The organism is Klebsiella sp. SWET4, assembly GCF_024296565.1.
Taxonomy (GTDB): Bacteria; Pseudomonadota; Gammaproteobacteria; order Enterobacterales; family Enterobacteriaceae; genus Klebsiella; species Klebsiella variicola.
On sequence record NZ_JANCOB010000008.1, the window covers coordinates 41,932 to 67,992 of the forward strand.

Annotated in this window: 21 protein-coding genes; 15 read left to right on the forward strand and 6 right to left on the reverse strand. The window is 58.7% G+C overall.

The genetic code is table 11. The annotated features are described in order from the left end of the window. Positions 1–205: 205 nt before the first annotated feature. A complete protein-coding gene (locus tag NKJ21_RS18065; RefSeq protein WP_008805927.1) occupies positions 206–1,627 on the reverse strand; it encodes a glutamine synthetase family protein in 1,422 nt (473 codons plus the stop codon). A gap of 225 nt (positions 1,628–1,852) precedes the next feature. On the opposite strand from NKJ21_RS18065, the gene puuD reads away from it, so the two are divergent. From puuD to NKJ21_RS18085, 4 genes are all read left to right on the forward strand, one after another. Further along, positions 1,853–2,605, forward strand: coding sequence for a gamma-glutamyl-gamma-aminobutyrate hydrolase (gene puuD, locus NKJ21_RS18070; RefSeq protein ID WP_162493279.1), 753 nt, complete (start codon positions 1,853–1,855; stop codon positions 2,603–2,605). 25 nt (positions 2,606–2,630) lie between these two features. Next, on the forward strand, positions 2,631–3,188 hold the full coding sequence (puuR, locus tag NKJ21_RS18075) for an HTH-type transcriptional regulator PuuR (RefSeq protein WP_002898590.1): 558 nt from the start codon (positions 2,631–2,633) through the stop codon (positions 3,186–3,188). Positions 3,189–3,507: 319 nt separating this feature from the next. Then, entirely contained in the window at positions 3,508–4,995 is a 1,488-nt protein-coding gene (puuC, locus tag NKJ21_RS18080) for an aldehyde dehydrogenase PuuC (RefSeq protein ID WP_080782642.1), read from the forward strand. A 2-nt stretch (positions 4,996–4,997) separates the two neighbouring features. Beyond that, positions 4,998–6,278, forward strand: coding sequence for an FAD-binding oxidoreductase (locus NKJ21_RS18085; protein ID WP_008805924.1), 1,281 nt, complete (start codon positions 4,998–5,000; stop codon positions 6,276–6,278). Here NKJ21_RS18085 and NKJ21_RS18090 read toward each other — a convergent pair. Then, complete coding sequence (locus NKJ21_RS18090) at positions 6,275–7,237, reverse strand: LysR substrate-binding domain-containing protein (protein WP_008805923.1); 963 nt, start codon at positions 7,235–7,237, stop codon at positions 6,275–6,277. The genes NKJ21_RS18085 and NKJ21_RS18090 overlap by 4 nt on opposite strands. An 82-nt stretch (positions 7,238–7,319) precedes the next feature. On the opposite strand from NKJ21_RS18090, the gene NKJ21_RS18095 reads away from it, so the two are divergent. From NKJ21_RS18095 to NKJ21_RS18115, 5 genes are all read left to right on the forward strand, one after another. Continuing rightward, positions 7,320–8,405 carry a tartrate dehydrogenase gene (locus tag NKJ21_RS18095; RefSeq protein ID WP_022065457.1) on the forward strand — a complete coding sequence of 362 codons (1,086 nt, stop codon included), beginning with the start codon at positions 7,320–7,322 and terminating at the stop codon, positions 8,403–8,405. Positions 8,406–8,926: 521 nt separating this feature from the next. Beyond that, entirely contained in the window at positions 8,927–10,534 is a 1,608-nt protein-coding gene (locus tag NKJ21_RS18100; protein ID WP_004201469.1) for a BCCT family transporter, read from the forward strand. Between the two features lie 36 nt (positions 10,535–10,570). After that, positions 10,571–11,695, forward strand: a complete 1,125-nt coding sequence (gene yeaW, locus NKJ21_RS18105; protein WP_004201468.1) for a carnitine monooxygenase, oxygenase subunit YeaW — start codon at positions 10,571–10,573, stop codon at positions 11,693–11,695. 18 nt (positions 11,696–11,713) lie between these two features. Then, positions 11,714–13,162, forward strand: a complete 1,449-nt coding sequence (locus NKJ21_RS18110) for an NAD-dependent succinate-semialdehyde dehydrogenase (RefSeq protein WP_094917664.1) — start codon at positions 11,714–11,716, stop codon at positions 13,160–13,162. Between the two features lie 56 nt (positions 13,163–13,218). Beyond that, on the forward strand, positions 13,219–14,184 hold the full coding sequence (locus NKJ21_RS18115) for a PDR/VanB family oxidoreductase (RefSeq protein WP_008805919.1): 966 nt from the start codon (positions 13,219–13,221) through the stop codon (positions 14,182–14,184). 37 nt (positions 14,185–14,221) lie between these two features. On the opposite strand, the gene ptsP is transcribed toward NKJ21_RS18115, so the two are convergent. Further along, the gene (gene ptsP / locus NKJ21_RS18120) at positions 14,222–16,723 is read right to left on the reverse strand and encodes a phosphoenolpyruvate--protein phosphotransferase (protein WP_254733102.1); all 2,502 of its coding nucleotides are present in this window, start codon (positions 16,721–16,723) and stop codon (positions 14,222–14,224) included. A 309-nt stretch (positions 16,724–17,032) separates the two neighbouring features. On the opposite strand from ptsP, the gene NKJ21_RS18125 reads away from it, so the two are divergent. From NKJ21_RS18125 to NKJ21_RS18145, 5 genes are read left to right on the forward strand one after another with little or no spacing between them, the layout of a single operon-like run. After that, positions 17,033–18,109 (forward strand): PTS fructose transporter subunit EIIC, encoded by a 1,077-nt coding sequence (locus NKJ21_RS18125; RefSeq protein ID WP_008805917.1) that lies wholly within the window; start codon positions 17,033–17,035, stop codon positions 18,107–18,109. 20 nt (positions 18,110–18,129) lie between these two features. After that, the gene (locus tag NKJ21_RS18130) at positions 18,130–18,450 is read left to right on the forward strand and encodes a PTS fructose-like transporter subunit IIB (RefSeq protein ID WP_004179264.1); all 321 of its coding nucleotides are present in this window, start codon (positions 18,130–18,132) and stop codon (positions 18,448–18,450) included. 49 nt (positions 18,451–18,499) lie between these two features. Continuing rightward, entirely contained in the window at positions 18,500–20,797 is a 2,298-nt protein-coding gene (locus tag NKJ21_RS18135; protein ID WP_254733104.1) for a formate C-acetyltransferase, read from the forward strand. Beyond that, entirely contained in the window at positions 20,763–21,638 is an 876-nt protein-coding gene (locus NKJ21_RS18140) for a [formate-C-acetyltransferase]-activating enzyme (protein WP_008805914.1), read from the forward strand. The genes NKJ21_RS18135 and NKJ21_RS18140 overlap by 35 nt, the downstream gene beginning before the upstream one ends. A gap of 15 nt (positions 21,639–21,653) precedes the next feature. Continuing rightward, on the forward strand, positions 21,654–21,995 hold the full coding sequence (locus tag NKJ21_RS18145; RefSeq protein WP_004179260.1) for a PTS fructose-like transporter subunit IIB: 342 nt from the start codon (positions 21,654–21,656) through the stop codon (positions 21,993–21,995). 13 nt (positions 21,996–22,008) lie between these two features. Here the strand turns inward: NKJ21_RS18145 and NKJ21_RS18150 are convergent, their stop codons facing one another. Then, entirely contained in the window at positions 22,009–22,776 is a 768-nt protein-coding gene (locus NKJ21_RS18150) for a phytanoyl-CoA dioxygenase family protein (RefSeq protein WP_004183607.1), read from the reverse strand. 261 nt (positions 22,777–23,037) lie between these two features. Here NKJ21_RS18150 and NKJ21_RS18155 point away from each other — a divergent pair, with 261 nt between their 5' ends. Then, the gene (locus NKJ21_RS18155) at positions 23,038–23,871 is read left to right on the forward strand and encodes a helix-turn-helix transcriptional regulator (RefSeq protein ID WP_008805911.1); all 834 of its coding nucleotides are present in this window, start codon (positions 23,038–23,040) and stop codon (positions 23,869–23,871) included. Here the strand turns inward: NKJ21_RS18155 and NKJ21_RS18160 are convergent. Next, a complete protein-coding gene (locus NKJ21_RS18160; RefSeq protein WP_008805910.1) occupies positions 23,868–24,788 on the reverse strand; it encodes a GGDEF domain-containing protein in 921 nt (306 codons plus the stop codon). The two genes, NKJ21_RS18155 and NKJ21_RS18160, sit on opposite strands and share 4 nt — an antisense overlap. A gap of 243 nt (positions 24,789–25,031) precedes the next feature. Further along, a complete protein-coding gene (locus NKJ21_RS18165; protein WP_004179253.1) occupies positions 25,032–26,060 on the reverse strand; it encodes an ABC transporter ATP-binding protein in 1,029 nt (342 codons plus the stop codon). Between the last annotated feature and the right edge of the window lies 1 nt (position 26,061).

A 26,061-nucleotide genomic window follows, 5' to 3' on the forward strand; every position in this document is an offset into this window, starting at 1 on the left:
CTCTCCCTGCGGATATTTGAACATCTGCATCATCTCATTTCCTCGTCACACACTGTGTCGTTAACTGAAGCCCCGTTGCCGCCTGCGCTCCTTAACGCGACATCCGGGAAATGGCTGGGCTCCCAGCAAAAAGGACGACCAGGCTCCGCTCAGGCCGTATGATGCTACTGATTACCAAACTCATGGGCCCCTCGCGGGGCGACCATCAGGCGTTTTTCAACATCCACTCAATTTCGGTTTCTGTGATAAGACGCTCAAACTGCAGTAATTCATCATGCTTACAGGCATGGAAAACGTGGCAGAAACGCTCACCGAGGCGCTCGCGCAGATGATCGTTCTGCATAAACTCCCACAGCGCATCGCTCTGGCGGATCGGGAACGGCAGGCCCTCTTGTTCCAGACCGTTACCTTCCACCTCTTCCTGCAAAGGCAGCTGGGGGTTATCCAGCCCGTGCAGAATGCCGGCAAAAATCGCCGCCATCACCAGATACGGGTTGGCGTCCGCCCCCGCCACGCGATACTCGACGCGGTGGTTCTGCCGCTCGCCGCACGGAATACGCAAGGCCACGGTGCGGTTGTTATGCCCCCACGAAGCCTGCGTCGGGACGTACATCCCCGGCTGGAAGCGGCGATACGAGTTCACGTTCGGCGCCAGCAGCGCCATCGAGGCCGGCATCAGATCGATCATCCCGGCCAGCGCGCGTTTGAGCAGCACAGAGTCTTCCCCGTCGCCGTCCACCAGCACGTTTTCCCCTTTATTGTTCAGCATGCTGATGTGGATGTGCATCCCGCTGCCCGCATGCTCTTCATAAGGCTTCGCCATAAAAGTGGCGTGCATCTTATGCTTCTCCGCCATTAAACGCACGAGACGTTTTAACGCCAGCGCATCATCGCAGGCATCCAGCACGTTATCGGTATGGTGAAGGTTGATTTCAAACTGGCCCGGCGAGGCTTCCGCCACCGCGCCGTCGGCGGGGATCAGCTGCAGTTTGGCCAGCTCGTCGATGTCATAAAGCACGTCGGCAAAGTGGTTCAGGTTATCGACGGAGTAGACCTGGCTTTGGGTGTTGCGATCGTCGGTGCCCGGCGCGCACGGCGGCTGGAGGTAGCCTTCGGCGTCGCGTTTGCGGTCCAGTAAATAGAACTCCAGCTCTACCGCTACCACGGGGAACAGCCCGCGCTGGCGCAACTGCTGCCAGAGGCGGTTGAGTACGTTCCGCGGCTCAACGTCAAAGGGAGCGCCATCTTCATCAACCATGGTCAGCTGTACCTGGGCTATCGATTGTGGGTCAGCCGCCGAAGGCGTTAAGGTGCCGGGTACCGGAATGCAGCTGCGATCCGGTTCGCCCATATCCTGACCCAGGCCGGCCTCTTCCACCACATTGCCAAGAATATCCATTGCAAACACCGAGGCCGGGAAATAACAGCCTTTCTCCAGTTTGCTCAGGCCGGCAACCGGAATGCGCTTGCCGCGGAAGCAGCCGTTCAGGTCGGTAAGGAGGACATCGACATACTGGGTATCGGGGTAGGTTTCGAGGTAGCGCTTCACTTCTTTCGCGAACGCGCTGACCCGTCTCTCTTCCGTCTGCTGAACAAAGTTCTCAACTTCTACGATATTGGTTTCCATGATTCACCGCCGTTGGTTGGGTTTCGGTCCTGTGCTCAGACCGTTAAATATAATGTCCACCCCATCGACTGTGTATGCAAATAAATTGTTTGTCAAATGTTAAATTAAGTTTGCAAAGGGCTATTTCCACTGCTAGATTGAGAAAATATTGAACGATATGGCCGTTAAACCCGCTATAGCGGTCATAATTTAGTCCACTTTGTGAGGGCGATCATGGAAAATATAATGTACAAGCCAGTTGTTGGCGTCGTGATGTGTAGAAACAGGCTTAAGGGTCACCAGACCCAGACTCTGCAAGAAAAGTACCTGAATGCCATTGTTAACCACGGCGGACTGCCGATCGCCCTGCCGCATGCGCTGGCGGAGCCGGAGCTGCTGAACGCGTTAGTCGATAAACTGGACGGGATTTACCTGCCAGGCAGCCCCAGTAATGTGCAGCCGCACCTTTATGGTGAAAACGGCGATGAGCCTGACGCCGACCCCGGGCGTGATCTTCTGAGCATGGCGCTGATTAACGCCGCGCTCGAAAGGCGCATCCCCATTTTCGCCATCTGTCGTGGACTGCAGGAACTGGTTGTCGCCACCGGCGGGACTCTGTATCGTCGTCTGTTCGAGCAGCCTGAGCTCCTTGAACATCGTGAAGATCCTGAACTGCCCGTCGAGCAGCAGTATGCGCCGTCCCATCAGGTTGAGGTTCAGGAAGGAGGATTGCTGTCGCAATTGATACCGGGCTGCAACACGTTTTGGGTAAACTCGCTACATGGGCAAGGGGCAAAAACCCTGAGTCCGCAGCTGCGCGTGGAGGCGCGAGCGCCGGATGGACTGGTGGAAGCGGTCAGCGTGAACGATCATCCTTTCGCGTTGGGCGTACAGTGGCATCCTGAATGGAACAGTAGCGAATACGCCCTGTCGCGTATGTTGTTTGATGGTTTTATCACCGCCTGTCAGGGCCATCATGCTGAAAAGCGGCGGCGCTGACCACTACCGTTAAGGAAATGCAAATATGAGCGATGACGGACTGGCGCCAGGGAAACGTCTGTCAGAGATCCGCCAACAGCTGGGTCTCTCACAGCGTCGTGCCGCCGAACTGTCTGGGTTGACACATAGTGCCATCAGCACCATAGAGCAGGACAAAGTCAGTCCTGCCATCAGTACGCTGCAAAAGCTGCTGAAAGTCTATGGGCTGTCGCTCTCGGAATTCTTTTCTGAACCCGAAAAGCCGGACGAACCCCAGGTGGTCATTAATCAGGATGACCTGATTGAGATGGGAAGTCAGGGCGTTTCCATGAAGCTGGTTCATAACGGAAATCCGAACCGTACGCTGGCGATGATTTTTGAAACTTACCAGCCTGGAACCACGACCGGGGAGAGAATTAAGCATCAGGGTGAGGAGATAGGCACCATACTGGAAGGTGAGATCGTGCTGACCATTAACGGTCAGTCGTATCACCTGGTGGCTGGACAGAGCTATGCCATTAATACCGGCATCCCGCACAGCTTCAGCAACACCTCGGCAGGCATCTGCCGCATCATCAGTGCCCACACCCCCACCACATTCTGATTATTTAGCCTGAACGAGGTTCAGGCTTTCTTCAGGCCTGTCGCGGCGGAATATCTATTTTCGTCGCGGCGAAGAAATCGTAGTAATTACGCCTGCGCCGTACGGAATATTATTTCCTGTTGGCCCCGAAATAATTAACGCCAGTGAATGGCGACTCGCTCCTGAATAATTCGGGTTGTAAACAACCTGTCGCCATTCAGGGGAATAAAACGGTATTCAACTCCGGGGATACGTTATGCCTGCGCCCGGCGCAGTGCCCCCGTGCAGCCTGAAAACGCCGAACTGATTAATGTGCCGATAATGTTTTTAAGGAGTCATGATGAATTTTCAGCACCTGGCTTACTGGCAGGAAAAAGCGAAAAACCTGGCCATTGAAACGCGCTTATTTATTAACGGCGAATATTGCGCCGCGGCCGATAATACCACCTTTGAAACTATCGACCCTGCCGCGCAGCAGACATTAGCGCAGGTCGCCCGCGGTAAAAAAGCCGACGTCGAACGGGCGGTGAAGGCCGCGCGCCAGACTTTTGATAATGGCGACTGGTCGCAGGCCTCTCCGGCCCGGCGTAAAGCGGTTCTCACTCGCTTTGCTGACCTGATGGAAACCCATTGTGAAGAGCTGGCGCTGCTGGAAACGCTGGATACCGGCAAACCGATCCGCCACAGCCTGCGCGACGATATTCCCGGCGCCGCCCGCGCCATTCGCTGGTACGCCGAGGCGCTGGATAAAGTCTATGGCGAAGTCGCGCCCACCGGCGGCAACGAGCTGGCGATGATCGTTCGTGAACCAATTGGCGTGATTGCCGCGGTGGTGCCGTGGAACTTCCCGCTACTGCTGGCCTGCTGGAAACTCGGTCCGGCGCTGGCGGCGGGCAACAGCGTGATCCTCAAACCCTCAGAAAAATCGCCGCTCACCGCCCTGCGTCTGGCCGGGCTGGCGAAAGAGGCCGGCCTGCCGGACGGCGTGTTGAACGTGGTCAGCGGCTTTGGCCACGAGGCCGGACAGGCGCTGGCCCTGCATCCTGATGTTGAAGTCATTACCTTTACCGGCTCCACCCGTACCGGCAAGCAGCTGCTGAAAGACGCCGGCGACAGCAATATGAAGCGCGTATGGCTGGAAGCGGGCGGCAAGAGCGCCAACATCGTTTTCGCCGACTGCCCGAATCTGCAAAAAGCGGTCAACGCCACCGCCGGCGGCATCTTCTATAACCAGGGCCAGGTGTGTATCGCAGGCACCCGCCTGCTGCTGGAGGAGAGCATCGCCGACGAATTTCTGACATTGCTGAAAGCGCAGGCGCAACACTGGCAGCCGGGTAACCCGCTCGATCCGGACACCACCATGGGCATGTTGATTGATAACGCCCATGCCGACAACGTGCACAGTTTTATCCGCGGTGGCGAAGCCAAAAGCACGCTGTTCCTCGACGGACGGAAAAATCCGTGGCCTGCCGCCGTCGGCCCGACCATTTTCGTTGACGTCGACCCGGCATCGACCCTCAGCCGGGAAGAGATCTTCGGTCCGGTACTGGTGGTCACGCGCTTCAAAAGCGAAGAAGAGGCGCTGCAGCTTGCTAATGACAGTGACTACGGTCTCGGCGCCGCCGTGTGGACCCGCGATCTGTCACGCGCCCACCGCATGAGCCGTCGCCTGAAGGCTGGCTCGGTCTTCGTCAACAACTATAACGATGGTGATATGACCGTTCCGTTCGGCGGCTACAAGCAGAGCGGCAACGGGCGCGATAAATCGCTGCACGCGCTGGAAAAATTCACCGAACTGAAAACCATCTGGATTGCCCTGGAGTCTTGATCATGACTGAACATACCACTAGCTACTACGCCGCCAGCGCCAATAAGTATGAACCGTTCCCGACGCTGGAGGGGTCCATCAACTGTGACGTCTGCGTCGTCGGCGGCGGCTACACCGGCCTCTCCTCAGCTCTGCATCTGGCCGAAATGGGCTACGACGTGGTGGTGCTGGAAGGGGCGCGCATCGGCTTCGGCGCCAGCGGCCGCAACGGCGGTCAGCTGGTCAACTCCTATAGCCGCGATATCGACGTCATTGAGAAGAACTACGGCCCGGATGCGGCCAAAATGCTCGGCAGCATGATGTTCGAAGGCGGCGATATTATTCGCGAGCGCATCCAGCGCTACCAGATCCAGTGCGATTACCGCCCGGGCGGCCTGTTCGTGGCGATGAACCATAAGCAGCTGGAAACCCTGGAAGAGCAGAAAGCCAACTGGGAACGCTACGGCAACACCCAACTGGAGCTGCTGGACAGAGAGGCCATTCGTCGTGAAGTGGACAGCGACCGCTACGTCGGCGCCCTGCTTGACCACAGCGGCGGCCATATTCACCCGCTGAACCTCGCCATCGGCGAAGCGGACGCCATTCGTCTGAACGGCGGCCGGGTGTATGAGCAGTCGCCGGTCACCCGCATCCAGCACAGCAGCCCGGCGGTGGTCAGCACCGCGCGCGGCCAGGTCACCGCGCGCTACGTGATCGTCGCCGGCAACGCCTATCTTGGCGATAAACTGGAGCCGGAGCTGGCGAAACGCAGCATGCCGTGTGGCACCCAGGTGGTCACTACCGCTCCGCTGTCGGAAGAGGTCGCCCGCTCGCTGATCCCGAAAAACTACTGTGTGGAAGATTGTAACTACCTGCTGGACTACTACCGTCTGACCGGCGACAACCGTCTGCTGTACGGCGGCGGCGTGGTCTACGGCGCGCGCGATCCGGACGACGTGGAGCGGCTGATTATGCCGAAGCTGCTGAAAACCTTCCCGCAGCTGCAGGGGGTGAAAATTGACTACCGCTGGACCGGCAACTTCCTGCTGACCCTGTCGCGGATGCCGCAGTTCGGCCGTCTCGATAACAATATTTACTACATGCAGGGCTACAGCGGCCACGGCGTGACCTGTACCCACCTTGCCGGACGCTTGATTTCAGAGCTGCTGCGCGGCGACGCCGAGCGGTTCGACGCCTTCGCCAAACTGCCGCACTACCCGTTCCCGGGCGGCCGCAGCCTGCGCATTCCTTTTACCGCCATGGGCGCCGCCTACTACAGCCTGCGCGACCGCCTTGGGGTTTAATCGCCTCTGCCGACGGCGCTGGCCGTCGGCTCATGCTGCGGATAGTGCTGCTGAAAGTAGTGGCGCAGAAACTCCACGGTGGTGCGAATTTTAGCCGACGTCGCCAACCGGGAGACATAGACTGCCCAGACGTTGGCAGGCTGAAAGAATTCCGGCAGCACATGCACCAGATGGCCGCTGGCGATATTCTCCCGGACGTCCCACCATGAACGTAACGCAATCCCCTGCCCGTCAAGACACCACTGATGCACAATTTCACCATGGTTGGACGACAGCGGCCCGGTCACCTTGATCGCATGCTGCCCCTCTTTGCTGTGCAACTGCCAGATGCCAAACGGATGATCGCGTTCTTTAATCACCAGGCAGGGTAAGGCGGCCAGATCGCTCAGCTGTTTCGGCGGTGGATGGCGGGCAAGGAATTGCGGCGAGGCGCAGAGCACGCGGTGGTTGGCCGCCAGCTGGCGGGCAATCAGATTCGGCGCGATATCATCGCCCACGCGAATATCGAGATCCACCCCTTCATTGACTAAATCCACCAGCCGGTCCTGGACATCGAAACGCAGTTCCAGCTGCGGGTACTGAAGGGCCAGCGCCGACAGCGCCGGGGCCACCACCCGGCGACCAAAGCCGAAGCTACTGATAATACGCAGCGTTCCCTGCGGCACCTGACGTACGTCGGAAAGCTCGTCCATCATCTCATCGACATCCTGCAAAATGCGCTGCGCCCATTCGTAGATCCGCTCCCCCTCCTCGGTAATGGTGACCCGGCGGGTAGTCCGGTGCAGCAACACCACATTCAGGGTTTGCTCCAGCAGCGAAACCCGCTTGCTGACGAACGCCGGTGATACGCCAAGCTCTTCGGCGGCGGCGGCGAACCCGGCCCGGCGAGCGACCAGCATAAAGACGCGTAAATCATTTAGCAGCGGCAGATTATTCATGATCTGTGTTTTATGTTTCACCAGTTAGCGTGATTAATTATGAACCAGTCAATTATAGGATAGGCAGGTGGTCAAACATCATCGCTAAAAAGTGAGAACCGGAATGAAAAAAACCTATCGTATTGCCGCCATCCCGGGTGACGGAATTGGCAAAGAAGTTCTGCCTGAAGGGATTCGCGTGCTGCAAGCCGCCGCACAGCGTTGGGATCTGTCATTGAGCTTCGAGCAGATGGAGTGGGCAAGCTGCGAATATTATGCCCATCACGGCAAGATGATGCCGGACGACTGGCGCGAGCAGCTGCAGGGCTTCGATGCCATCTACTTCGGCGCCGTCGGCTGGCCGGATACCGTTCCCGACCACATTTCGCTGTGGGGGTCGCTGCTGAAGTTCCGCCGTGAGTTTGACCAATACGTCAACCTGCGTCCGGTGCGTCTGTTCCCCGGCGTCCCCTGCCCGCTGGCGGGTAAAAAGGCCGGCGATATCGATTTTTACGTGGTGCGCGAAAATACCGAAGGCGAATATTCCGCCCTCGGCGGGCGCGCCAATGAAGGCACCGAGCATGAAGTGGTGATTCAGGAGTCGGTCTTTACCCGCCGCGGCGTGGACCGGATCCTGCGCTACGCCTTCGAACTGGCGCAAAGCCGCCCACGCAAAACGCTGACTTCGGCGACCAAATCCAACGGTCTGGCGATCAGCATGCCCTACTGGGATGAGCGGGTGGAAGAGATGGCCAAAAACTATCCGGATATTCGCTGGGACAAGCAGCATATCGATATCCTGTGCGCCCGCTTCGTGCTGCAGCCGGAGCGTTTTGATGTGGTGGTCGGCTCCAACCTGTTCGGCGATATTCTCTCCGATCTCGGCCCGGCCTGTACCGGCACAATCGGTATTGCGCCGTCGGCCAATCTCAATCCGGAGCGCACCTTCCCGTCGCTGTTCGAGCCGGTTCACGGATCCGCGCCGGATATCTACGGTAAAAATATCGCCAACCCGATCGCCACCGTGTGGGCCGGGGCGATGATGCTCGATTTCCTCGGCAACGGCGATGAGCGCTATCACGCCGCGCACAACGGCATCCTGGCGGCGATTGAGCAGGTGATTGCCAGCGGGCCGAAAACCCCGGATATGAAAGGCAGCGCGTCAACGCAACAGGTCAGCGACGCCATCTGCAAGGCCATTTTGGCGTAATTACCCCGCCGCTCCCCGGCGGCGCGGCGCTTACCGGGGCTACAAAAGGCACGATAATGTAAAAACACGGCCCTCAGCCCGCATCCCTGCGGGCTGCCCCGGCCTGCAGGGAACGTCTCAGCGATGTTGAGGCCGCCAACACTGGCAGTTTCAGCAACAATGCTGAATACATTAAAGGCAGGCCGCACGGACCGTAGCCCGGGTAAGGCGCAGCCGCTACCCGGGAAGACCTGCGCCAACTCCCCTCTCTTTTCGCTATGCAGAATCCCCCACGATTGACAAGTGGACCGCATCACAGCGGTGAACTTTATTAATTCCTGAAAGGACAGAACCTGCGCCAATTCACCTTTTATTATTTCCGTTCCGTGTTTTATTGCTTCACGAAACGGCCAATTGTTTAATTCATGTAACGAAGAAATAATCCGATTGTTAATAGCCTTTGCTACGAACCTTGACCCTACAGCGTGATAACAACGACAGGCTAAAGCCACCGACGGGCAATCATGCCCAGGAGATCACCCATGTTGAGCAACGTAAAGAAAAAAGATGTGCCGCTGATTGCCATCAGCCTGGCGGCCATTGTTTTCATCGCCGCTACATTAAGTCTCTTCCCGCAGCAAACCGCGCAGGCGGCTGATTCGATTTTTAACGGCGTGACCCGGCTGCTGGGTTCCACGGTACAGGTACTGGTGCTGCTGGCGCTAGGACTGGTGCTCTATCTGGCGACCAGCAAATACGGCAATATCCGTCTCGGCGAAGGCAAAGTCGAATACAGTACCCTCTCATGGCTGTTTATGTTTATCTGCGCCGGGCTCGGCTCCTCCACGCTGTACTGGGGCGTTGCCGAATGGGCTTATTACTACCAGACCCCGGGCCTGAACATTGCCCCGCAATCGCCGAAAGCGCTGGAATACAGCATCCCTTATTCTTTCTTCCACTGGGGGGTTAGCGCCTGGGCGACCTACACTCTCGCTTCGCTGATCATGGCCTATCACTTCCACGTGCGGAAAAATAAAGGCCTCAGCCTCTCCGGGATCATTTCAGCGATCACCGGAGTGAGTCCGCAGGGCTTCTGGGGCCGTCTGGTCGATCTGATGTTCCTGATCGCTACCGTCGGCGCGTTAACCATTTCGCTGGTGGTCACTGCCGCCACCTTCACCCGCGGCCTGTCAGCGCTGACCGGGCTGCCGGATAACTTCACCGTCCAGGCGTTTGTGATCCTGCTCTCCGGCGGTATTTTCTGCATGAGTTCGTGGATTGGCATCAACAACGGCCTGCAGCGCCTGAGCAAAATGGTCGGCTGGGGGGCGTTTCTGCTGCCGTTGGTGGTATTACTGGTTGGTCCGACCGAATTCATCACCAATAACATCATTAACGCCGTCGGCCTGACGACTCAGAACTTCCTGCAGATGAGCCTGTTTACCGATCCCCTCGGCGACGGCGCCTTTACCCGCAACTGGACCGTCTTCTACTGGCTGTGGTGGATCTCCTATACCCCGGGCGTGGCGATGTTCGTCACCCGCGTCTCCCGCGGGCGCAAAATCAAAGAGGTGATATGGGGACTGCTCCTTGGTAGCACCGCCGGCTGCTGGTTCTTCTTTGGGGTGATGGAAAGCTACGCCATGCACCAGTTCGTTAACGGCGTGATTAACGTACCGCAGGTGATGCAGACTCTTGGCGGCGAAACCGCCGTCCAGCAGGTCCTGATGTCGCTGCCGGCAGGTAAGCTGTTCCTCGCCGCCTATCTGTTCGTGATGATTGTTTTCCTCGCCTCGCACATGGATGCGGTGGCCTACACCATGGCAGCGACCAGCACCCGCAACCTGCGCGAAGGCGACGATCCGGATCGCGGCATGCGCCTGTTCTGGTGCGTGGTGATCACCCTCATCCCGCTATCGATTCTGTTTACCGGCGCTTCGCTTGAGACCATGAAAACCACCGTGGTGCTGACCGCCCTACCGTTCCTTGCCATTTTACTGATTAAAACCGGCGGCTTCGTGCGCTGGCTAAAACAGGACTACGCCCACGTGCCGGTCAATCAGATAGAAACCCATACGCCCGAGCCAATGATTAAAGCCGAGACGCTACCGGTTGGCACGGTACTCAAAGGCGACGGCCAGTCGCTGTAAAACCTCTTACTGACAATAATCACAAGGTGACCTTACATGAGCAATTTGAGCCCTGACTTTACTCTGCCGATTAACTTTTGCGCCAATCCGCAGGATGCCTGGACCATTCCGGCCCGTTTTTATACCGACAGCCAGGCGTTTGAGCACGAGAAAGAGCGCATCTTCGCCAATAGCTGGATTTGCGTCGCCCACGGCAGCGAGGTCGCCCGGCCGAACGACTACATCACCCGGGAGATCATTGGCGAAAATATCGTTATCGTCCGCGGCCGCGACAATATTCTGCGCGCTTTCTATAACGTCTGCCCGCACCGCGGCCACCAGCTGCTGAGCGGTGAAGGTAAAGCCAAAAACGTGATTACCTGCCCCTATCACGCCTGGGCCTTCAAGCTTGACGGCAATCTCGCCCACGCCCGCAACTGCGAAAACGTGGCGAATTTCGATAGCGAAAAGGCGCAGCTGGTGCCGGTTCGCCTGGAAGAGTATGCCGGCTTTGTGTTTATCAATATGAACCCGCAAGCGGAGAGCGTGGAAACGCAGCTGCCGGGCCTGCAGGACAAAGTGCTGGAAGCCTGCCCGGACGTGCATGATCTGAAACTGGCGGCGCGCTTTACCACTCTCACCCCGGCGAACTGGAAAAATATCGTCGATAACTATCTGGAATGTTACCACTGCGGCCCGGCGCACCCGGGCTTCTCGGATTCCGTACAGGTTGACCGTTACTGGCACACCATGCACGGCAAATGGACGCTGCAGTATGGCTTCGCCAAGCCGTCCGAGCAGTCGTTTAAATTCGAAGAAGGTACCGACGCCGCGTTCCACGGTTTCTGGCTGTGGCCGTGCACCATGTTCAACGTGACGCCGATCAAGGGCATGATGACCGTGATCTATGAATTCCCGGTGGATGAAGAGACCACTCTGCAGAATTACGACATCTATTTCACCAACGAAGAGCTGACTGACGATCAGAAAGCGCTGATTGAGTGGTATCGCGACGTGTTCCGCCCGGAAGATTTACGCCTGGTGGAAAGCGTGCAGAAGGGGCTGAAGTCCCGCGGCTATCGCGGCCAGGGGCGCATTATGGCGGATAACAGCGGCAGCGGTATCTCCGAGCACGGTATCGCGCATTTCCACAATCTGGTGGCCCAGGTGTTCCAGCCGTAATCGTTGAAGGAGTTGGCTATGTCCGTGTTTCACTCAGATCTGTTTCGCCAGCAGGCGCTGATTGCCGGAAGCTGGCGCGACGCCGACGACGGCACGACGCTTGCCGTCAGCAACCCTTCCACCGGCGCGACGCTCGGCCAGATCCCCAATATGGGTCGGGCGGAAGCGCAGCAGGCGGTGGATGCCGCCGCTGCCGCGCTGCCGGCCTGGCGCGCATTAACCGCCGCTCAGCGCGCCACGCAATTGAAAAACTGGCACCGCCTGATCCTCGAAAACAAGACCGCGCTGGCGCAGATCATGACCGCCGAGCAGGGCAAGCCGCTGGCGGAGGCGGAAGGTGAAATCGCCTATGCCGCCTCGTTTATCGAGTGGTTTGCCGAACAGGGCAAACGCACCAACGGCGAAATAATCCCCTCCCCTGGCGCGGATAAACGCCTGATGGTGATCCGCCAGGGCGTGGGCGTCTGCGCGGCGATCACCCCGTGGAACTTCCCGGCGGCGATGATCACCCGTAAGGCCGGCCCGGCGCTGGCCGCGGGTTGTACGATGGTGATAAAGCCGGCTAACGAAACGCCGTTTACCGCGCTGGCGATGGCGGAACTGGCGAATCAGGCCGGGATCCCGCAGGGCGTCATTAACGTCGTTACCGGCCAGTCGCGCGAAATTGGCGCGGTGTTCACCGGCGATGAGCGGGTGCGTAAACTCTCCTTTACCGGCTCGACCGAAGTTGGCCGCGTACTGATGCGCCAGTGCGCGGAATCCATCAAAAAGCTCTCTTTAGAGCTCGGCGGTAACGCGCCGTTTATCGTCTTTGACGATGCCGATATCGATAAAGCGGTCGAAGGAGCGCTGATCGCCAAGTTCCGCAACGCCGGGCAAACCTGCGTCTGCGTCAATCGCTTCTATATTCATCGCGCCGTCTACGACCAATTCTGCGATAAGTTCGTGGCCCGCGTCGCCGCCCTGAAAGTTGGCGATGGCAGCGAGTCCGATGTACAGATTGGCCCGCTTATCAACGCCGACGCCGGGCGCAAAGTCCAGTCCCTGCTCGACGACGCCCTGACCCGCGGCGCAACGCTGTTAACCGGCGGTAAAGCGCACCCACTGGGCGGTAATTTCTTCACCCCTACGGTTATCGGCGACGTACAGCCGGGGTCACTGCTGCTGCAGGAAGAGATTTTCGGCCCGGTGGCCGCGCTGGTGAAATTTGACGATGAGCAGCAGGTCATCGAGCAGGCGAATAACACCATCTACGGTCTCGCCTCCTATTTTTACAGCAACGATGCCGCCCGTATCTGGCGCGTCTCCGAGCAGCTGGAATACGGGATGGTCGGCATCAATACCGGGCTGATTTCCAACGAAGTCGCGCCATTTGGCGGAGTGAAGCAGTCCGGCCTTGGCCGCGAAGGGTCGGAACACGGAATCGAAGATTACCTGGAGATGAAGTATCTCTGCCAGGGGTTGTAAATGTCCTCTCCCGGCGGCGGCGCTGGCCACGCCGGGATTTTTGATGGAGTTCAGCGATGTCTGATTATCAAATGTTTGAGGCGATCGTTCGCGATGTTGAACAGATCACCGCCCAGGTGAAGCGTTTTACGCTGGTGTCGCCGACCGGCGCCCCGCTGCCGGGATTCAGCGGCGGCAGCCATATTATCGTCCAGATGCAGGATGGCGAGCAGCGCTACAGTAACGCCTATTCGCTGATGAGCTCGCCGCTGGATACCACCAGCTGGCAGATTGCGGTGCGTCTTGAGTCGCCTTCCAAAGGCGGCTCGCGTTTTATGCACCAGCAGGTGCGCCCGGGCGATACCCTGACGGTGTCCACGCCCAACAACCTGTTCGCCATCGAACCACAGGCGCGAAAACATCTGCTGATCGCCGGCGGTATCGGCATCACGCCATTCTTGTCCCATATTCCGGAACTGGAACAACGGCAGGCCGACTGGCAGCTGCACTACTGTTTCCACGACGCCGACAATAATGCTTTCGTCGATGCGCTCAGCGCCGCGCCGTGGCGAGATCGGGTCAATGTTCATGTATCAGCGCTCGGCAGCCGTCTCGACCTGCCGCGCCTGTTCGCCGACCTCGAGCCCGGAACCCACGTGTATACCTGCGGCCCGGCGGCGCTTAACGAGGCGGTGAAAGCCGCCGCCGAACGCCATCAGGTGCCCGCCAGTCAGCTGCACTTTGAGCAGTTTATCGTTGAGGATAAAGGCGGAGAGGCGTTTACCCTGGTGCTGGCGCGTTCCGGACGCGAATTTACCGTACCGCAGGACATGACCATTTTGCAGGTTATTGAGAATAACAAAGCGGCGAAGGTGGAATGCCTGTGCCGCGAAGGGGTGTGCGGCACCTGCGAAACGATGATTCTGGAAGGGGAAGCGGACCACCGCGATCAGTATTACAGCGAGGAAGAGAAAGCCAGCCAGCAGAGTATGCTGATCTGCTGCTCGCGCGCCAAAGGCGGCCGCCTGGTACTGGATTTGTAAAGCGCACACCGGCCGGCACCGCTGGCCGGTGTGCAGATCACAGTTCCAGCTCGCGGCGCAGCAGGTCGGCAATATCCTCGCTGCTCTCCGCGGATACCAGAGATTGGCGGAACTCCGCGTGCATAATGCGCCGCGCCAGCCGCGAGAAGATACGCATATGCTGATCGCCCGCCGAGTGCTTGTTCAGCGTCAGCATAATCACAAACTGCGCCTCTTCATCGCCCCACACCACCGGCTGCGCCAGACGGGCGACGCTGATGGTCGACTGCTCGATATGCTCGGATTTACTGTGCGGAATGGCGAAGCTAAAGCCCAGACCGGTGGAGAACACCGCCTCGCGGGCCCACAGGTCAGCCTCCAGCTTTCGCGGATAGCGGCAGCGTCCGGCCAGCAGCAGGTTATCCGTCATCCCTTTCAGCACCTCCTCCTTGCTGCGCCAGTCGCTATTGAGCGTAATGCACTCGGCGCTCACCAGCGGCACATCCTGCTGACGCATGCGGAACTGGGCCAACAGATGCTCCACTTCCAGTGAGGTACGGCACTGCATGGCCTGATTCAGCAGCTGGCGGCAGGCGCGGCTGTCCAGTTGCGCCAGGCGCGATTTGGTCGCCGGGATCGCCGGCGCGCTCATGCTCAATTCATCTAAACCGAGGCCTACCAGCAGCGGAAGCACCGATCCTTTGGCCCCCAGTTCGCCGCACAGACCGATCCATTTCCCCTGCCGATGCACCGCCTGTACCGCATAGTCCAGCGCGCGCAGGAAGGCGGGATTCAGGCTGTTATAATGGCGCGTCACTTTCGCATTATCACGATCGACCGCCAGCAGATACTGCGTTAAGTCGTTGCTGCCGATGCTAAAGAAATCCACCTCTTCACAACACTGATCGATGATAAACATCACCGACGGCACTTCCAGCATGATGCCGAGCGGGATCTTTTCATCAAACGGGATCTGCTCGGCGCGCAGCGACTGTTTGGCCTCCGCCAGTCGCTCTTTCACCCACAGGATCTCTTCCATTGATGAAATCATGGGGATCATAATCTTCAGCGAGCCGTGCGCCGAGGCGCGTAAAATCGCCCGTAGCTGAGTGTGAAACAGCGCCTGATACTCTTCATAGATGCGCACCGCGCGGTAGCCGAGGAACGGATTGTTTTCCGCAGGGATGTTGAGATAGGCCACCGGCTTATCACCGCCGATATCCATAGTCCGCACGATAATGCTGCGCCCGGCAGCGGGTTCCAGCGCCTGGCAGAAGATGTTGTAGAGCTCATCTTCCGACGGCGCGCTCGGGCGATCCATATACAGCATTTCAGTGCGGAACAACCCTACCGACTGCGCGCCCTGGTTGAATGCCGCCACCGCTTCCACCGAATGGGCGATATTGGTGGCGATCTCCACGCGGATACCGTCTTGCGTCTGCCCGGCTTTATCCAGCCATACCTGCTGCTGTTGCCGGATTTGCGCCTGTAGCCAGGCCTCCTGCTGATAGTAGCGCGCTACCGCCGGACTCGGATCCACCACCAGCAGCCCGGCGTTGCCGTCAATCTGCACCTGCGTATCCACCCATGGCAGCAGCGCGGCTAAATCCACGCCCACCAGAGTAGGGATATTGAATGAGCGTGCCAGAATCACGGTATGCGAGGTGGTGCCGCCGCTGCGCAGCAGCAGCCCTTTGAGATGCGTTTTATCCAGTTCCAGAAACTGGCTGGGGGTCAGCTCGTCGGCAAGACAAATGGCCGCTTCCCGCAACTGGCCCGGCGCCGGGAAACGGGCTTCGCCGTAGATATGCTGTAACAGCTGGAAGCAAACGTCGCGTACATCCAGTACCCGCTCCTGCAGATAGCTGTTGCCGGAGTCGCGGAACTGGGCGCAGAAGTGGTCGCCGGTGGCGACAATCGCCTGGGCGCAGCTCAACCCGGTGAGAATACCGCCAAGCAGGTGCTGGCGCAGCGAGGCATCCGTCGCCAGCGAACGGTGAGCTTCCAGGATCGCGCTGGCGGTGCCGTCATTGTCCAGCAGCCGCAGCTCGATATCTTTCACCAGCAGGCGCAGGCCATTATCCAGCGCCGCCTGCTCCTGTTCGGGACTGGCGGCGACGGGCAGTTCGCCCAGCTCGTGCAGATCGCGTGATTTGAGATGAACCAGCGTCCCTCCCGCGCTGCCGGCGCACACCGGGTGGGCATGAAACAGCGTCGGGTTCAGCCGCGAAAGCGACTCTGGCACCGGCTGGACATCCAGCGTTGGCGCAGCGGGCAGCGGCGCGTCACAGTGGGGAAATTCATCGCGCATAAAAGCCGTTAACGCGGCGAATGCCTCAGCTTCATCTTCGCCGCTGATAAGCAGCTGGCAGGCGTCGCCCTTCAGAGTATTGCTGCCGATAATCGCCAGCGCGCTCTTGGCATTTCCGCCGGTCTCGCGGCGCAAGTTCCGCCACTCAACCGCTGATGAAAAACGGTTACACAGCGTTTCGACCAGACTGGCCGGACGCGCATGCACGCCGTTGGGCAAATCACATGTAAATTCAATGACCAGAGCCATCGCCTTCCTCCAGAGCAATCCATTATTTCCTCAAAAAGTAATAAAAGACGGCCCCAGGGACTAGGTGATAAAACTGGCAATTACTGGACTATTGTACACACAATATTTTTTTATGCCCGCCATCACAATTCCACCCTGTTAGCGCTCATCTCTCCTGTCATCACTAAGATTTGAGGTGGATCGCAATTCTTTTCTCACCTTACAAATATCCAGTAAATGCACTTTTTCTCTACTGTTTAATACCCCGCCCTTTTTCTAATGTTGAGGCATTAATACTGTCACGGGCCCTACAGCGCTCAGGAGCAAGCAATGAACGAACTGGTGCAAATACTAAAAAATACCCGCCAGCATCTGATGACCGGCGTGTCACATATGATCCCCTTCGTGGTCTCCGGCGGGATCCTGCTGGCGGTCTCCGTCATGTTGTATGGCAAAGGCGCGGTACCCGATGCCGCCACCGACCCTAATCTGAAGAAACTTTTTGATATCGGCGTCGCCGGGCTGACGCTGATGGTGCCCTTTCTCGCCGCCTACATCGGCTACTCCATTTCTGACCGCGCCGCGCTGGCCCCCTGCGCCATCGGCGCCTGGGTGGGCAACAGCTTTGGCGCCGGTTTCTTCGGCGCGCTGATCGCCGGCATGATTGGCGGCCTGGTGGTCTATTACCTGAAAAAAATCCCCGTACATAAAGTTCTGCGCTCGGTGATGCCGATTTTCATCATTCCCATCGTCGGCACCTTTATCACCGCCGGGATCATGATGTGGGGGCTTGGCGAGCCGGTTGGCGCGCTGACCGCTAACCTGACCGGCTGGCTGCAGGGGATGCGCGAGGGCAGCATCGTGGTGCTGGCCATCATTATGGGTCTGATGCTGGCCTTTGATATGGGCGGCCCGGTGAACAAAGTAGCCTACGCCTTCATGCTGATTTGCGTTTCGCAGGGCGTCTACAGCGTGGTGGCTATCGCTGCCGTCGGTATCGCCGTACCGCCGCTGGGCATGGGGCTGGCGACGCTGATTGGCCGCAAATATTTCACCGCCGAAGAGCGGGAAACCGGCAAAGCCGCGCTGGTGATGGGCTGTGTCGGCGTGACCGAAGGGGCGATTCCCTTTGCCGCCGCGGATCCGCTGCGCGTCATTCCGGCCAATATGATTGGCGCCGCCAGCGGCTGCGTCACCGCCGCGCTGATGGGCGCCCAGTGTTACGCCGGCTGGGGCGGGCTCATCGTGCTGCCGGTGGTCCAGGGCAAGCTCGGGTTTGTTGCCGCGCTGCTGGTCGGCGCCTGCGTCAGCGCTGCCTGCGTCATCCTGCTGAAAGCCTTCGCCAAAAAGAAACCCACTGACGTCGCCGCTGACGATGAACTAGACCTTGATTTCGAAATTAACTAACAGACTGGAAGGAACAGATTATGACCCACATTATCGCTGTCACCGCCTGCCCGTCGGGCGTGGCTCACACCTACATGGCCGCTGAATCGCTGGAAAGCGCCGCCAAAGCCAAAGGCTGGCAGGTCAAGGTTGAAACGCAGGGTTCCATTGGCATTGAAAACGAACTGACGGCGGAGGAGATTGCAGCCGCCGATATGGTCATTCTAACCAAAGATATCGGCATCAAATTCGAAGAGCGTTTTGCCGGGAAAACTATCGTGCGCGTCAATATCAGCGATGCGGTCAAGCGCGCCGACGCCATCATGAACAAGATAGACAGCCACCTTTCCCAGAGCGCCTGAAGCCTTAAAAGGGCGCCTTCGCGCCCTTCGCCACAACATGGAGTTTATCATGACGAATCGTACCCAACGCCTGAAAGCCAGCCTGTTCGCCCAGCCGCGCGAAATCTCCCTTGAGCGCGCATTACTCTACACTGCCAGCCATCGGCAGACGGAGGGCGAGCCGGTGATTATCCGCCGGGCGAAAGCCACCGCGTGGATCCTCGATAAGGTGATGATTTCGATTCGTGAGGATGAACTGATCGCCGGCAACCGCACCGTCAAACCGCGGGCAGGGATTATGTCGCCCGAGATGGACCCCTACTGGCTGCTCAACGAGCTCGACGCCTTTCCGACCCGACCACAGGACCGCTTCGCGATAAGCGAAGAAGATAAGCAAATCTACCGCGAAGCGCTGTACCCCTACTGGGAAAAGCGTTCAATGAAAGATTTCATCAACGGCCAGATGACTGAAGAGGTCAAGGCCGCCGTCAACACCCAGATATTCAGCGTGAACCAGACCGATAAAGGCCAGGGCCATATCATCATCGACTATCCACGGCTGCTGAATCATGGCCTTGGCGCCCTGGTCGCCGAACTCAAAACGCACTGCGCCCGGCAACCGGAGAACCCCTTTTATCAGGCGGTACTGATCCTGCTGGAAGCTTCCCAGCGCCATATTCTGCGCTACGCCGCGCTGGCCGAGGAGATGGCTGGGCACTGTCAGGACCCGCAGCGTCAGCAGGAGCTGTTAACTATCGCCGCTATTTCGCGCCACAACGCGCAGCACCGGCCAACGGACTTCCCCCAGGCCTGCCAGCTGTTCTGGTATATGAATATCATTCTGCAGTACGAATCCAATGCCAGCTCGATTTCGCTGGGGCGTTTTGACCAGTATATGCTGCCGTTTTATCAGGCATCGCTGAATCAGGGTCAGGATCCCGCGTATCTCAAGGCGTTGCTGGAGTCGCTGTGGGTGAAATGCAACGATATCGTCCTGCTACGCTCCTCCAGCAGCGCGCGCTATTTCGCGGGTTTTCCCACCGGCTATACCGCCCTGCTCGGCGGGCTGACGGACACCGGGCGCAGCGCGGTCAACGTGCTGTCATTTTTATGCCTCGACGCCTATCAAAACGTTCAGCTGCCGCAGCCGAATCTGGGCGTGCGGGTCAACGAGCTGATTGATCGCCCGTTCCTGCGTAAAACCGCTGAGACCATTCGCCTGGGTACCGGGATCCCGCAGATTTTCAACGATGAGGTGGTCGTGCCGGCCTTCCTTAACCGCGGCGTGTCGCTGGAAGATGCCCGCGATTACGCGGTGGTCGGCTGCGTGGAGCTCTCTATTCCAGGGCGCACCTACGGCCTGCATGATATCGCCATGTTTAATCTGCTGAAGGTGATGGAAATTGTGCTGCAGGAAAATGAACATCAGCCTGACGTCAGCTGGGACGGCCTTATCTGCCAGATCCGCGACAAAATTCGCCATTACATCAAGCTGATGGTCGAGGGCAGCAACATTTGCGATATCGGGCACCGCGACTGGGCGCCGGTCCCGCTGCTCTCCTCGTTCATTGAAGATTGCGTGCAGCACGGCAAAGATATCACCGCCGGCGGCGCGCGCTATAACTTCTCCGGCGTCCAGGGTATCGGGATCGCTAACCTGAGCGATTCGCTGTACGCCCTGAAGGGTATGGTCTTCGACCAGCAGCGTCTCAGCTTTGACCAACTGATGGCCGTGCTGAAAGCCAATTTCCAGACGCCGGAAGGGGAAAAGATCCGCGCCCGGCTGATTAACCGTTTTGACAAGTACGGCAACGATATCGACGATGTCGACAATATTAGCGCCGATCTGCTGCGTTTTTACTGCAAAGAAGTCGAGCAGTATCTGAACCCGCGCGGCGGCCATTTTACCCCCGGCTCCTACACCGTCTCCGCGCACGTGCCGCTGGGTTCGGTGGTGGGCGCCACCCCGGACGGGCGACTGGCCGGCGAACAGCTGGCGGACGGCGGCCTGTCGCCGATGGTCGGTCAGGATTCCCAGGGGCCGACGGCAGTGCTGAAATCGGTCAGCAAGCTGGATAACTATCTGCTGTCGAACGGTACGCTGCTGAACGTCAAATTCACTCCGGCAACGCTGGCCGGCGACGGCGGCCTGAACAAACTGGCCGTTTTTTTACAGGCCTTCTGCAAGCTCAAGCTGCAGCATATTCAGTTCAACGTGGTCAATGCCGGCACCCTGCGTGAAGCGCAGCAGCGGCCGCAGGACTTTGCCGGTCTGGTGGTACGGGTCGCGGGCTACAGCGCCTTCTTTGTTGAGCTGTCGAAGGAGATTCAGGATGACATTATCCGCCGCACCGCGCATCAGCTGTGAGGTCATCGACACGCGCGCCGACCGGGCGCGTATTTTTAACCTCCAGCGCTACTCGCTCAACGATGGCCAGGGGATCCGCACGGTAGTCTTTTTTAAAGGCTGCCCTCATACCTGCCCGTGGTGCGCCAATCCCGAATCAATTTCACCCAGGATTCAGACCCTGCGCCGGGAGAGTAAATGCCTGCGCTGCACCCGCTGCCAGCAGGACGTCGCCGAATGTCCGTCCGGAGCGTGGGAACAGATTGGCCGCGATGTGACGCTGGATAACCTGTTGCAGGAGGTGCTGAAGGATGAGGTCTTCTTTCGCGCCTCCGGCGGCGGCGTCACCCTCTCCGGGGGCGAAGTGCTCATGCAGGCCGGGTTTGCCGCCCGCTTTCTCCAGCGCCTGCGCCAGTGGGGGATCCGCACCGCCATCGAAACCGCGGGCGACGGCGCTTTTGACCGCTTCCTGCCGGTGGCCGAAGCCTGCAATGAAGTGCTGTTTGATTTTAAAATCATGGAACCTGAGCGGGCGCGGTCGCTGCTGCGAATGAATCAGCCACGGGTGCTGGACAATTTTCGCCAGCTGGCGGCGAGAAAAATCAACCTGATCCCGCGGGTGCCGCTGATCCCGGGCTACACACTGAATACCGATAATTTTCGCCAGATTCTGGCGTTCCTCGCCCCTTTCGCGCTAAAAGAAATGCACCTGTTGCCGTTTCATCAATATGGCGAGCCCAAATACCGTCTGCTGGGCAAACCCTGGACGCTGGCCAGCGTGAAAGCGCCTGACGAAGCGGAAATTCAACCATATCGGGTGATGGCCGAAGCGGCCGGTTTCCACGTCACTATCGGCGGTTAACGCCAGGAGGATGTTATGGACTTCAATATTGTCGCCGTCACCGCCTGCGTCAGCGGGGTGGCGCATACCTACATGGCCGCCGAACGACTGGAAAAGGTCGGTCATCATGAAAAATGGCACCTGAAGGTGGAAACCCAGGGGGCGCTCGGCGTAGAAAATCGGATCACCGCGGAAGATATCGCCCGCGCCGAAGTGGTGCTGCTGGTGACGGATATCGAAATCGACGACCCTCATCGCTTTCGCGGCCTGCGGACGATTAAAACCAGCATCAAGAGCTTCCTGCTGCAGCCGCAGCAGATCGTCGAGGCCGTGAAAAGCATCATGAAAAAGCCGGTCGTCTATGTAGAACTTCCCTGACCGGCGACAGACCTTATTCTACATCCAGCAGCCACTTTTGCGCCGGCGTCAGGCGGCTTGCCGTCTCCGGCGTGAGCCAGCGCCGCTGGTCCTGCTGCGGCGTATCCGCACGATCGATATATAACCCATGCAGTACGCGTCGTCTGCTGCCTTCACGATTACGGGTGCCGCCGTGCCAGGCGTGGGCGTTGTAGATCATCACGCTGCCAGCCGGCGCGGCAAACACAATCTCATCGGGATGGGCCTGTTCCGGGTCGGCCAGCACCTCCTCTGGTAACTCGGGGCGGAGGTGGGTACCAGGAATGATCCGCGGCGCGCCGTTGGCGGCGCTCAAATCGTCTATCGCCCAGATGGTATTCACCAGGTGGACTTTGGGAAAATCCGGGCGCGGCTTTTTCCAGTCGGCGTGCAGCGGCTGGTGGCCGCCGTTATACAGCGCCTCGCGGGCGTTCAGGCTGGAGACTTTAAAATCCCCGTTGAAGATATAGCGACAAGCGGAGAGGATCAGCGGGTGTGACCAGACTTTCTCCCAGATAACCCCCTTATTAATCAGGTTAGCGATCCGCGTCGCCGTCGCCTCCTGATGGTGCTCCATCGCCAGATTATCGCCTTCGCGTTCAACCAGGGTGTCAATGAGCAGGCGCATTTCGCTCAGCCACTGGGCGTCAACGACGTTATGCACGACGGTGTAGCCGAGGGTGTCGAGCTCGTGTTTCATTTGCGCGCTGAGCGTCTGGCTGGCGCCTAACGCATCGAGAAAGTTAGCCGATGATGAGTTCATTTTACGTTCCTTTTTAACGTTCCGATAACACAAACAAACTCTACTGGTCCCTCCGCGGCATGACACGAGGCGAGCGCTACAAAAAACTGGACATACGTACGCGAGCCCACAAAGTGTGATGGACATCAATAATCTCTTTTCCGGCGATGCATGCGCTACAGCTGGCCGGCAATCCGCTGCGCAAAATGGCTAAACTAACGCTGCTGGGAAGGAAAAAATAGATTACCATCAACAGGATAATGCGCATGCTGAGGGCAAAGAATGATTGAAGATCTGCCGGATATACTGCATCGGTTAATCGGTCAAAAAGATCACCTACAGGTGAGATTTCCTGAGCCGGATATCTCCGTGCCTGCCCTCGCCTTCAACGTGCCGTTTCCGCGTCTGGAAATTGTGCTGGAGGGCCAACTGAATGAACAGGGACTGCCGCTGGCCGCCTCGACGTTAACCACGCTGCAGGTACTGTACGTGCAGGCGGGGAAGTGGACGCTGCCGCAGTGGACCGGTCCGGCCACTACCCTGAGCATTCTGTTTGGTCGGCAGAAACTGGGATTCAGTATTCAGCGCTGGGACGGAAAAAGCCTGCACACGGAAAAACAGAGCGTTTCCCGGCTTGGGCCGCGCGTGGGTTCCTACCTGTTGCTGAGCCTGAATGAAGTCAGCCTGCAGCCCGATCCGCTGACCGCGCGACTGGTGATCGCCGCGCTGCTGAGTCATTGTCGTGAACAGCTGGTCGGGCTGGAGATGCGCGTCAGCCGCAGCCGGGATCTGTTTCTCGCCGTCCAGGACTACCTCGAGGAAAATCTCAGTCTACCGCTGACGCGGGAATCGGTAGCCAAACGTTTTCACATCACGCCCAACTATCTATCGCATATTTTTCAGAAATCAGGCTCGGTGGGATTTAATGAGTATCTGACCCGGGTTCGCCTGGAAAAGGCGAAGCAGCTATTGCGCGGCTATGACCTGAAGGTGAAAGAGATTGCGCACAATTGCGGCTTTGTCGACAGCAACTATTTTTGCCGGGTTTTTAAACGCTACACAGAACGCTCGCCATCGGAGTATCGGCGACACTGCCGTAGCGCGCAGCAGGCCTAACCTGCCGCACCGGCAGATGGCGCCCACTCCACGCGGCCGCGGCCGTTATGCTTGGCCTTGTACAGCGCCTCGTCGACTTTACGGATAAACGTCTCCTGCGCTTCGCCTGGCCGCCAGGTTCCGACGCCAATGCTGATCGACAGCGGCGTCTGATGATTGATCAGGATGGTGCGGGCGTTAGCAAGGATCGACTGCGCCAGAGCGTGCAGCTCGGGCTCCGACAGGCCATCGACGATAATGGCGAACTCTTCCCCACCGATCCGCGCCGGCTGGACCTGCTCGCTGGTTAGTTTCGCCAGCTGTTTCCCCAGCGAAAATAACACTTCATCCCCCACCAGGTGGCCCCAGCTATCATTGATTTTCTTAAAAAAATCGATATCCAGAATCATGAGTCCCAGCGCATGCCCGGACTTCTCGCGAATGGTATCAATGAAAAAACGCCGGTTGGGTAACTGGGTCAGTTCATCCTTCAGGGATTGCGAGCGCGCATCGACGTACAGCAAATTGATTCGCTCAATAATTTTGTAGACCCCCACCACGGTCAGCAGCATCCCGGAGAGGCGCAGCAGATCTTCGCAGTAGTAGCCCATCCAGCGCGGCTGAACCACGATCTCATCCATCACGTCAAAGGTGCCGCCGGCAATCCACAACAGCAGCCCATAGCGTACCCAGTTGACGGCAATGTGGCTCATCCGCACCTTCGCCGAGCTCCACAGCATAAACACCAGAAACAACAACGCCAGCAGATCGATATAGAGGCCGGGGTTAGTCAGGATCTCGTGTCGTGTACCGACCGGAGGCGACACCAGGGCGCAGCCGACAGCAACAGCGACGATAACCAGCAGCGCAGGCAGGAGCGTCACCCGGGCCACAGCGGCCGGGCCGGGGCGATTCGCAGGAGTATGGAGTTCAGGCATAGCGGTGTCTCATGGTAACAACAGGGCCGATCGCGAGACAGGATAACAGTTAAGCGTAGCGGGACGAATGAAAAAGCGACGGTTCGGTAAAATGGCGGGAACTGGACTGACCCCGCGGAATTGTTCCAACGTACTACCACTCCATGGCGACGAGGTCAGTGGCGCGGATACTAGCGGCTTCATCCGCCATCTAATTAGCTTTCCGTGCGGCGCCGTCGATAGCCGGCGCCGCCTGCTCAGGGATTAGCCGCTAAACACTCGCGCCTTGCCGCTGACCGTCAGTCTCACCATCGCGCCGGGCTGCCACGCCGGCTGGCTCACGGTTCGCAGGACAATCGGCCGCTCGTGCCCAGCCATCGACAGCGTCAACGTGGAAAGCTGGCCTGAGAAATCGACATCGCGGATAATGGCGGTACTTTCCTGCGGCCCGCTCACACTGACGCTCAGCTGTTCCGGACGCAGCATCACCCTACCTTCGCCAGCAGGATGCAGTGCGTCCGTCGCCAGGTCCCCCAGCGCGCAGCTTGCCCGGCCGGGGCTCAGGCGTGCGGGGAGGATCAGGGCATCGCCAAGAAATAACGCCGTCTCTTCATCCACCGGCTGCGAGTAAACCGTCAGCGGGGTGCCAACCTGGGCGAAGCGCCCCTGACGCATTACCGCCACCTGCGTAGCGAACGACAGCGCCTCGTTCTGGTCATGAGTCACCAGAATCGAGGCGATCCCCGTCTCGGCCAGCAGGTCCGCCGTCGCTTTGCGTGTGCTGGCGCGCAGCCCGGTATCCAGTGCAGAAAACGGCTCATCCAGCAGCATCAGCGCCGGCTGCTGAGCCAGGGCGCGGGCCAGGGCAACACGCTGCTGCTGGCCACCGGAAATTTCGTGTGGCCAGTGACTCGCCAGGCCAGCGTCGAGGGCGACCATCTCCATTAGCGCCCCCACGCGGCGACGCTTCTCCTCACGGCTGGCGTCGAGCCCCCAGGCGATATTGTCCGCAACATTAAGATGAGGAAACAGCGCCCCTTCCTGCGGAACATAGCCGATCCGTCGCTGGTGGGCGGGGACAAACACACCATCGGCAAACAGAGACTTACCGTGCATGACGATCCGCCCGCGATCGGGCGTTTCAAAACCGGCGAGAATGCGCAGCAGCGTGGTTTTTCCCGAACCCGACGGACCAACAATGGCCGTCCGGCTCCCCGGCGCTACGGTCAGATTGAGATTATCGAGGACCAGCGCATCAGCGAAGGATTTCGAAATAGAAGACAATTCCAGCATG

Bases quoted from the DNA above. Each gene is read 5' to 3' on its own strand.
- puuC (WP_080782642.1), top strand. From the start codon at position 3,508: ATGAATTTTCAGCACCTGGCTTACTGGCAGGAAAAAGCGAAAAACCTG.
- NKJ21_RS18110 (WP_094917664.1), top strand. From the start codon at position 11,714: ATGTCCGTGTTTCACTCAGATCTGTTTCGCCAGCAGGCGCTGATTGCC.
- NKJ21_RS18165 (WP_004179253.1), bottom strand. From the start codon at position 26,060: ATGCTGGAATTGTCTTCTATTTCGAAATCCTTCGCTGATGCGCTGGTC.
- NKJ21_RS18145 (WP_004179260.1), top strand. From the start codon at position 21,654: ATGGACTTCAATATTGTCGCCGTCACCGCCTGCGTCAGCGGGGTGGCG.
- NKJ21_RS18115 (WP_008805919.1), top strand. From the start codon at position 13,219: ATGTCTGATTATCAAATGTTTGAGGCGATCGTTCGCGATGTTGAACAG.
- NKJ21_RS18065 (WP_008805927.1), bottom strand. From the start codon at position 1,627: ATGGAAACCAATATCGTAGAAGTTGAGAACTTTGTTCAGCAGACGGAA.
- NKJ21_RS18085 (WP_008805924.1), top strand. From the start codon at position 4,998: ATGACTGAACATACCACTAGCTACTACGCCGCCAGCGCCAATAAGTAT.
- ptsP (WP_254733102.1), bottom strand. From the start codon at position 16,723: ATGGCTCTGGTCATTGAATTTACATGTGATTTGCCCAACGGCGTGCAT.
- NKJ21_RS18155 (WP_008805911.1), top strand. From the start codon at position 23,038: ATGATTGAAGATCTGCCGGATATACTGCATCGGTTAATCGGTCAAAAA.
- NKJ21_RS18095 (WP_022065457.1), top strand. From the start codon at position 7,320: ATGAAAAAAACCTATCGTATTGCCGCCATCCCGGGTGACGGAATTGGC.
- NKJ21_RS18160 (WP_008805910.1), bottom strand. From the start codon at position 24,788: ATGCCTGAACTCCATACTCCTGCGAATCGCCCCGGCCCGGCCGCTGTG.
- NKJ21_RS18100 (WP_004201469.1), top strand. From the start codon at position 8,927: ATGTTGAGCAACGTAAAGAAAAAAGATGTGCCGCTGATTGCCATCAGC.
- yeaW (WP_004201468.1), top strand. From the start codon at position 10,571: ATGAGCAATTTGAGCCCTGACTTTACTCTGCCGATTAACTTTTGCGCC.
- NKJ21_RS18130 (WP_004179264.1), top strand. From the start codon at position 18,130: ATGACCCACATTATCGCTGTCACCGCCTGCCCGTCGGGCGTGGCTCAC.
- NKJ21_RS18150 (WP_004183607.1), bottom strand. From the start codon at position 22,776: ATGAACTCATCATCGGCTAACTTTCTCGATGCGTTAGGCGCCAGCCAG.
- puuD (WP_162493279.1), top strand. From the start codon at position 1,853: ATGTACAAGCCAGTTGTTGGCGTCGTGATGTGTAGAAACAGGCTTAAG.
- NKJ21_RS18135 (WP_254733104.1), top strand. From the start codon at position 18,500: ATGACGAATCGTACCCAACGCCTGAAAGCCAGCCTGTTCGCCCAGCCG.
- puuR (WP_002898590.1), top strand. From the start codon at position 2,631: ATGAGCGATGACGGACTGGCGCCAGGGAAACGTCTGTCAGAGATCCGC.
- NKJ21_RS18125 (WP_008805917.1), top strand. From the start codon at position 17,033: ATGAACGAACTGGTGCAAATACTAAAAAATACCCGCCAGCATCTGATG.
- NKJ21_RS18140 (WP_008805914.1), top strand. From the start codon at position 20,763: ATGACATTATCCGCCGCACCGCGCATCAGCTGTGAGGTCATCGACACG.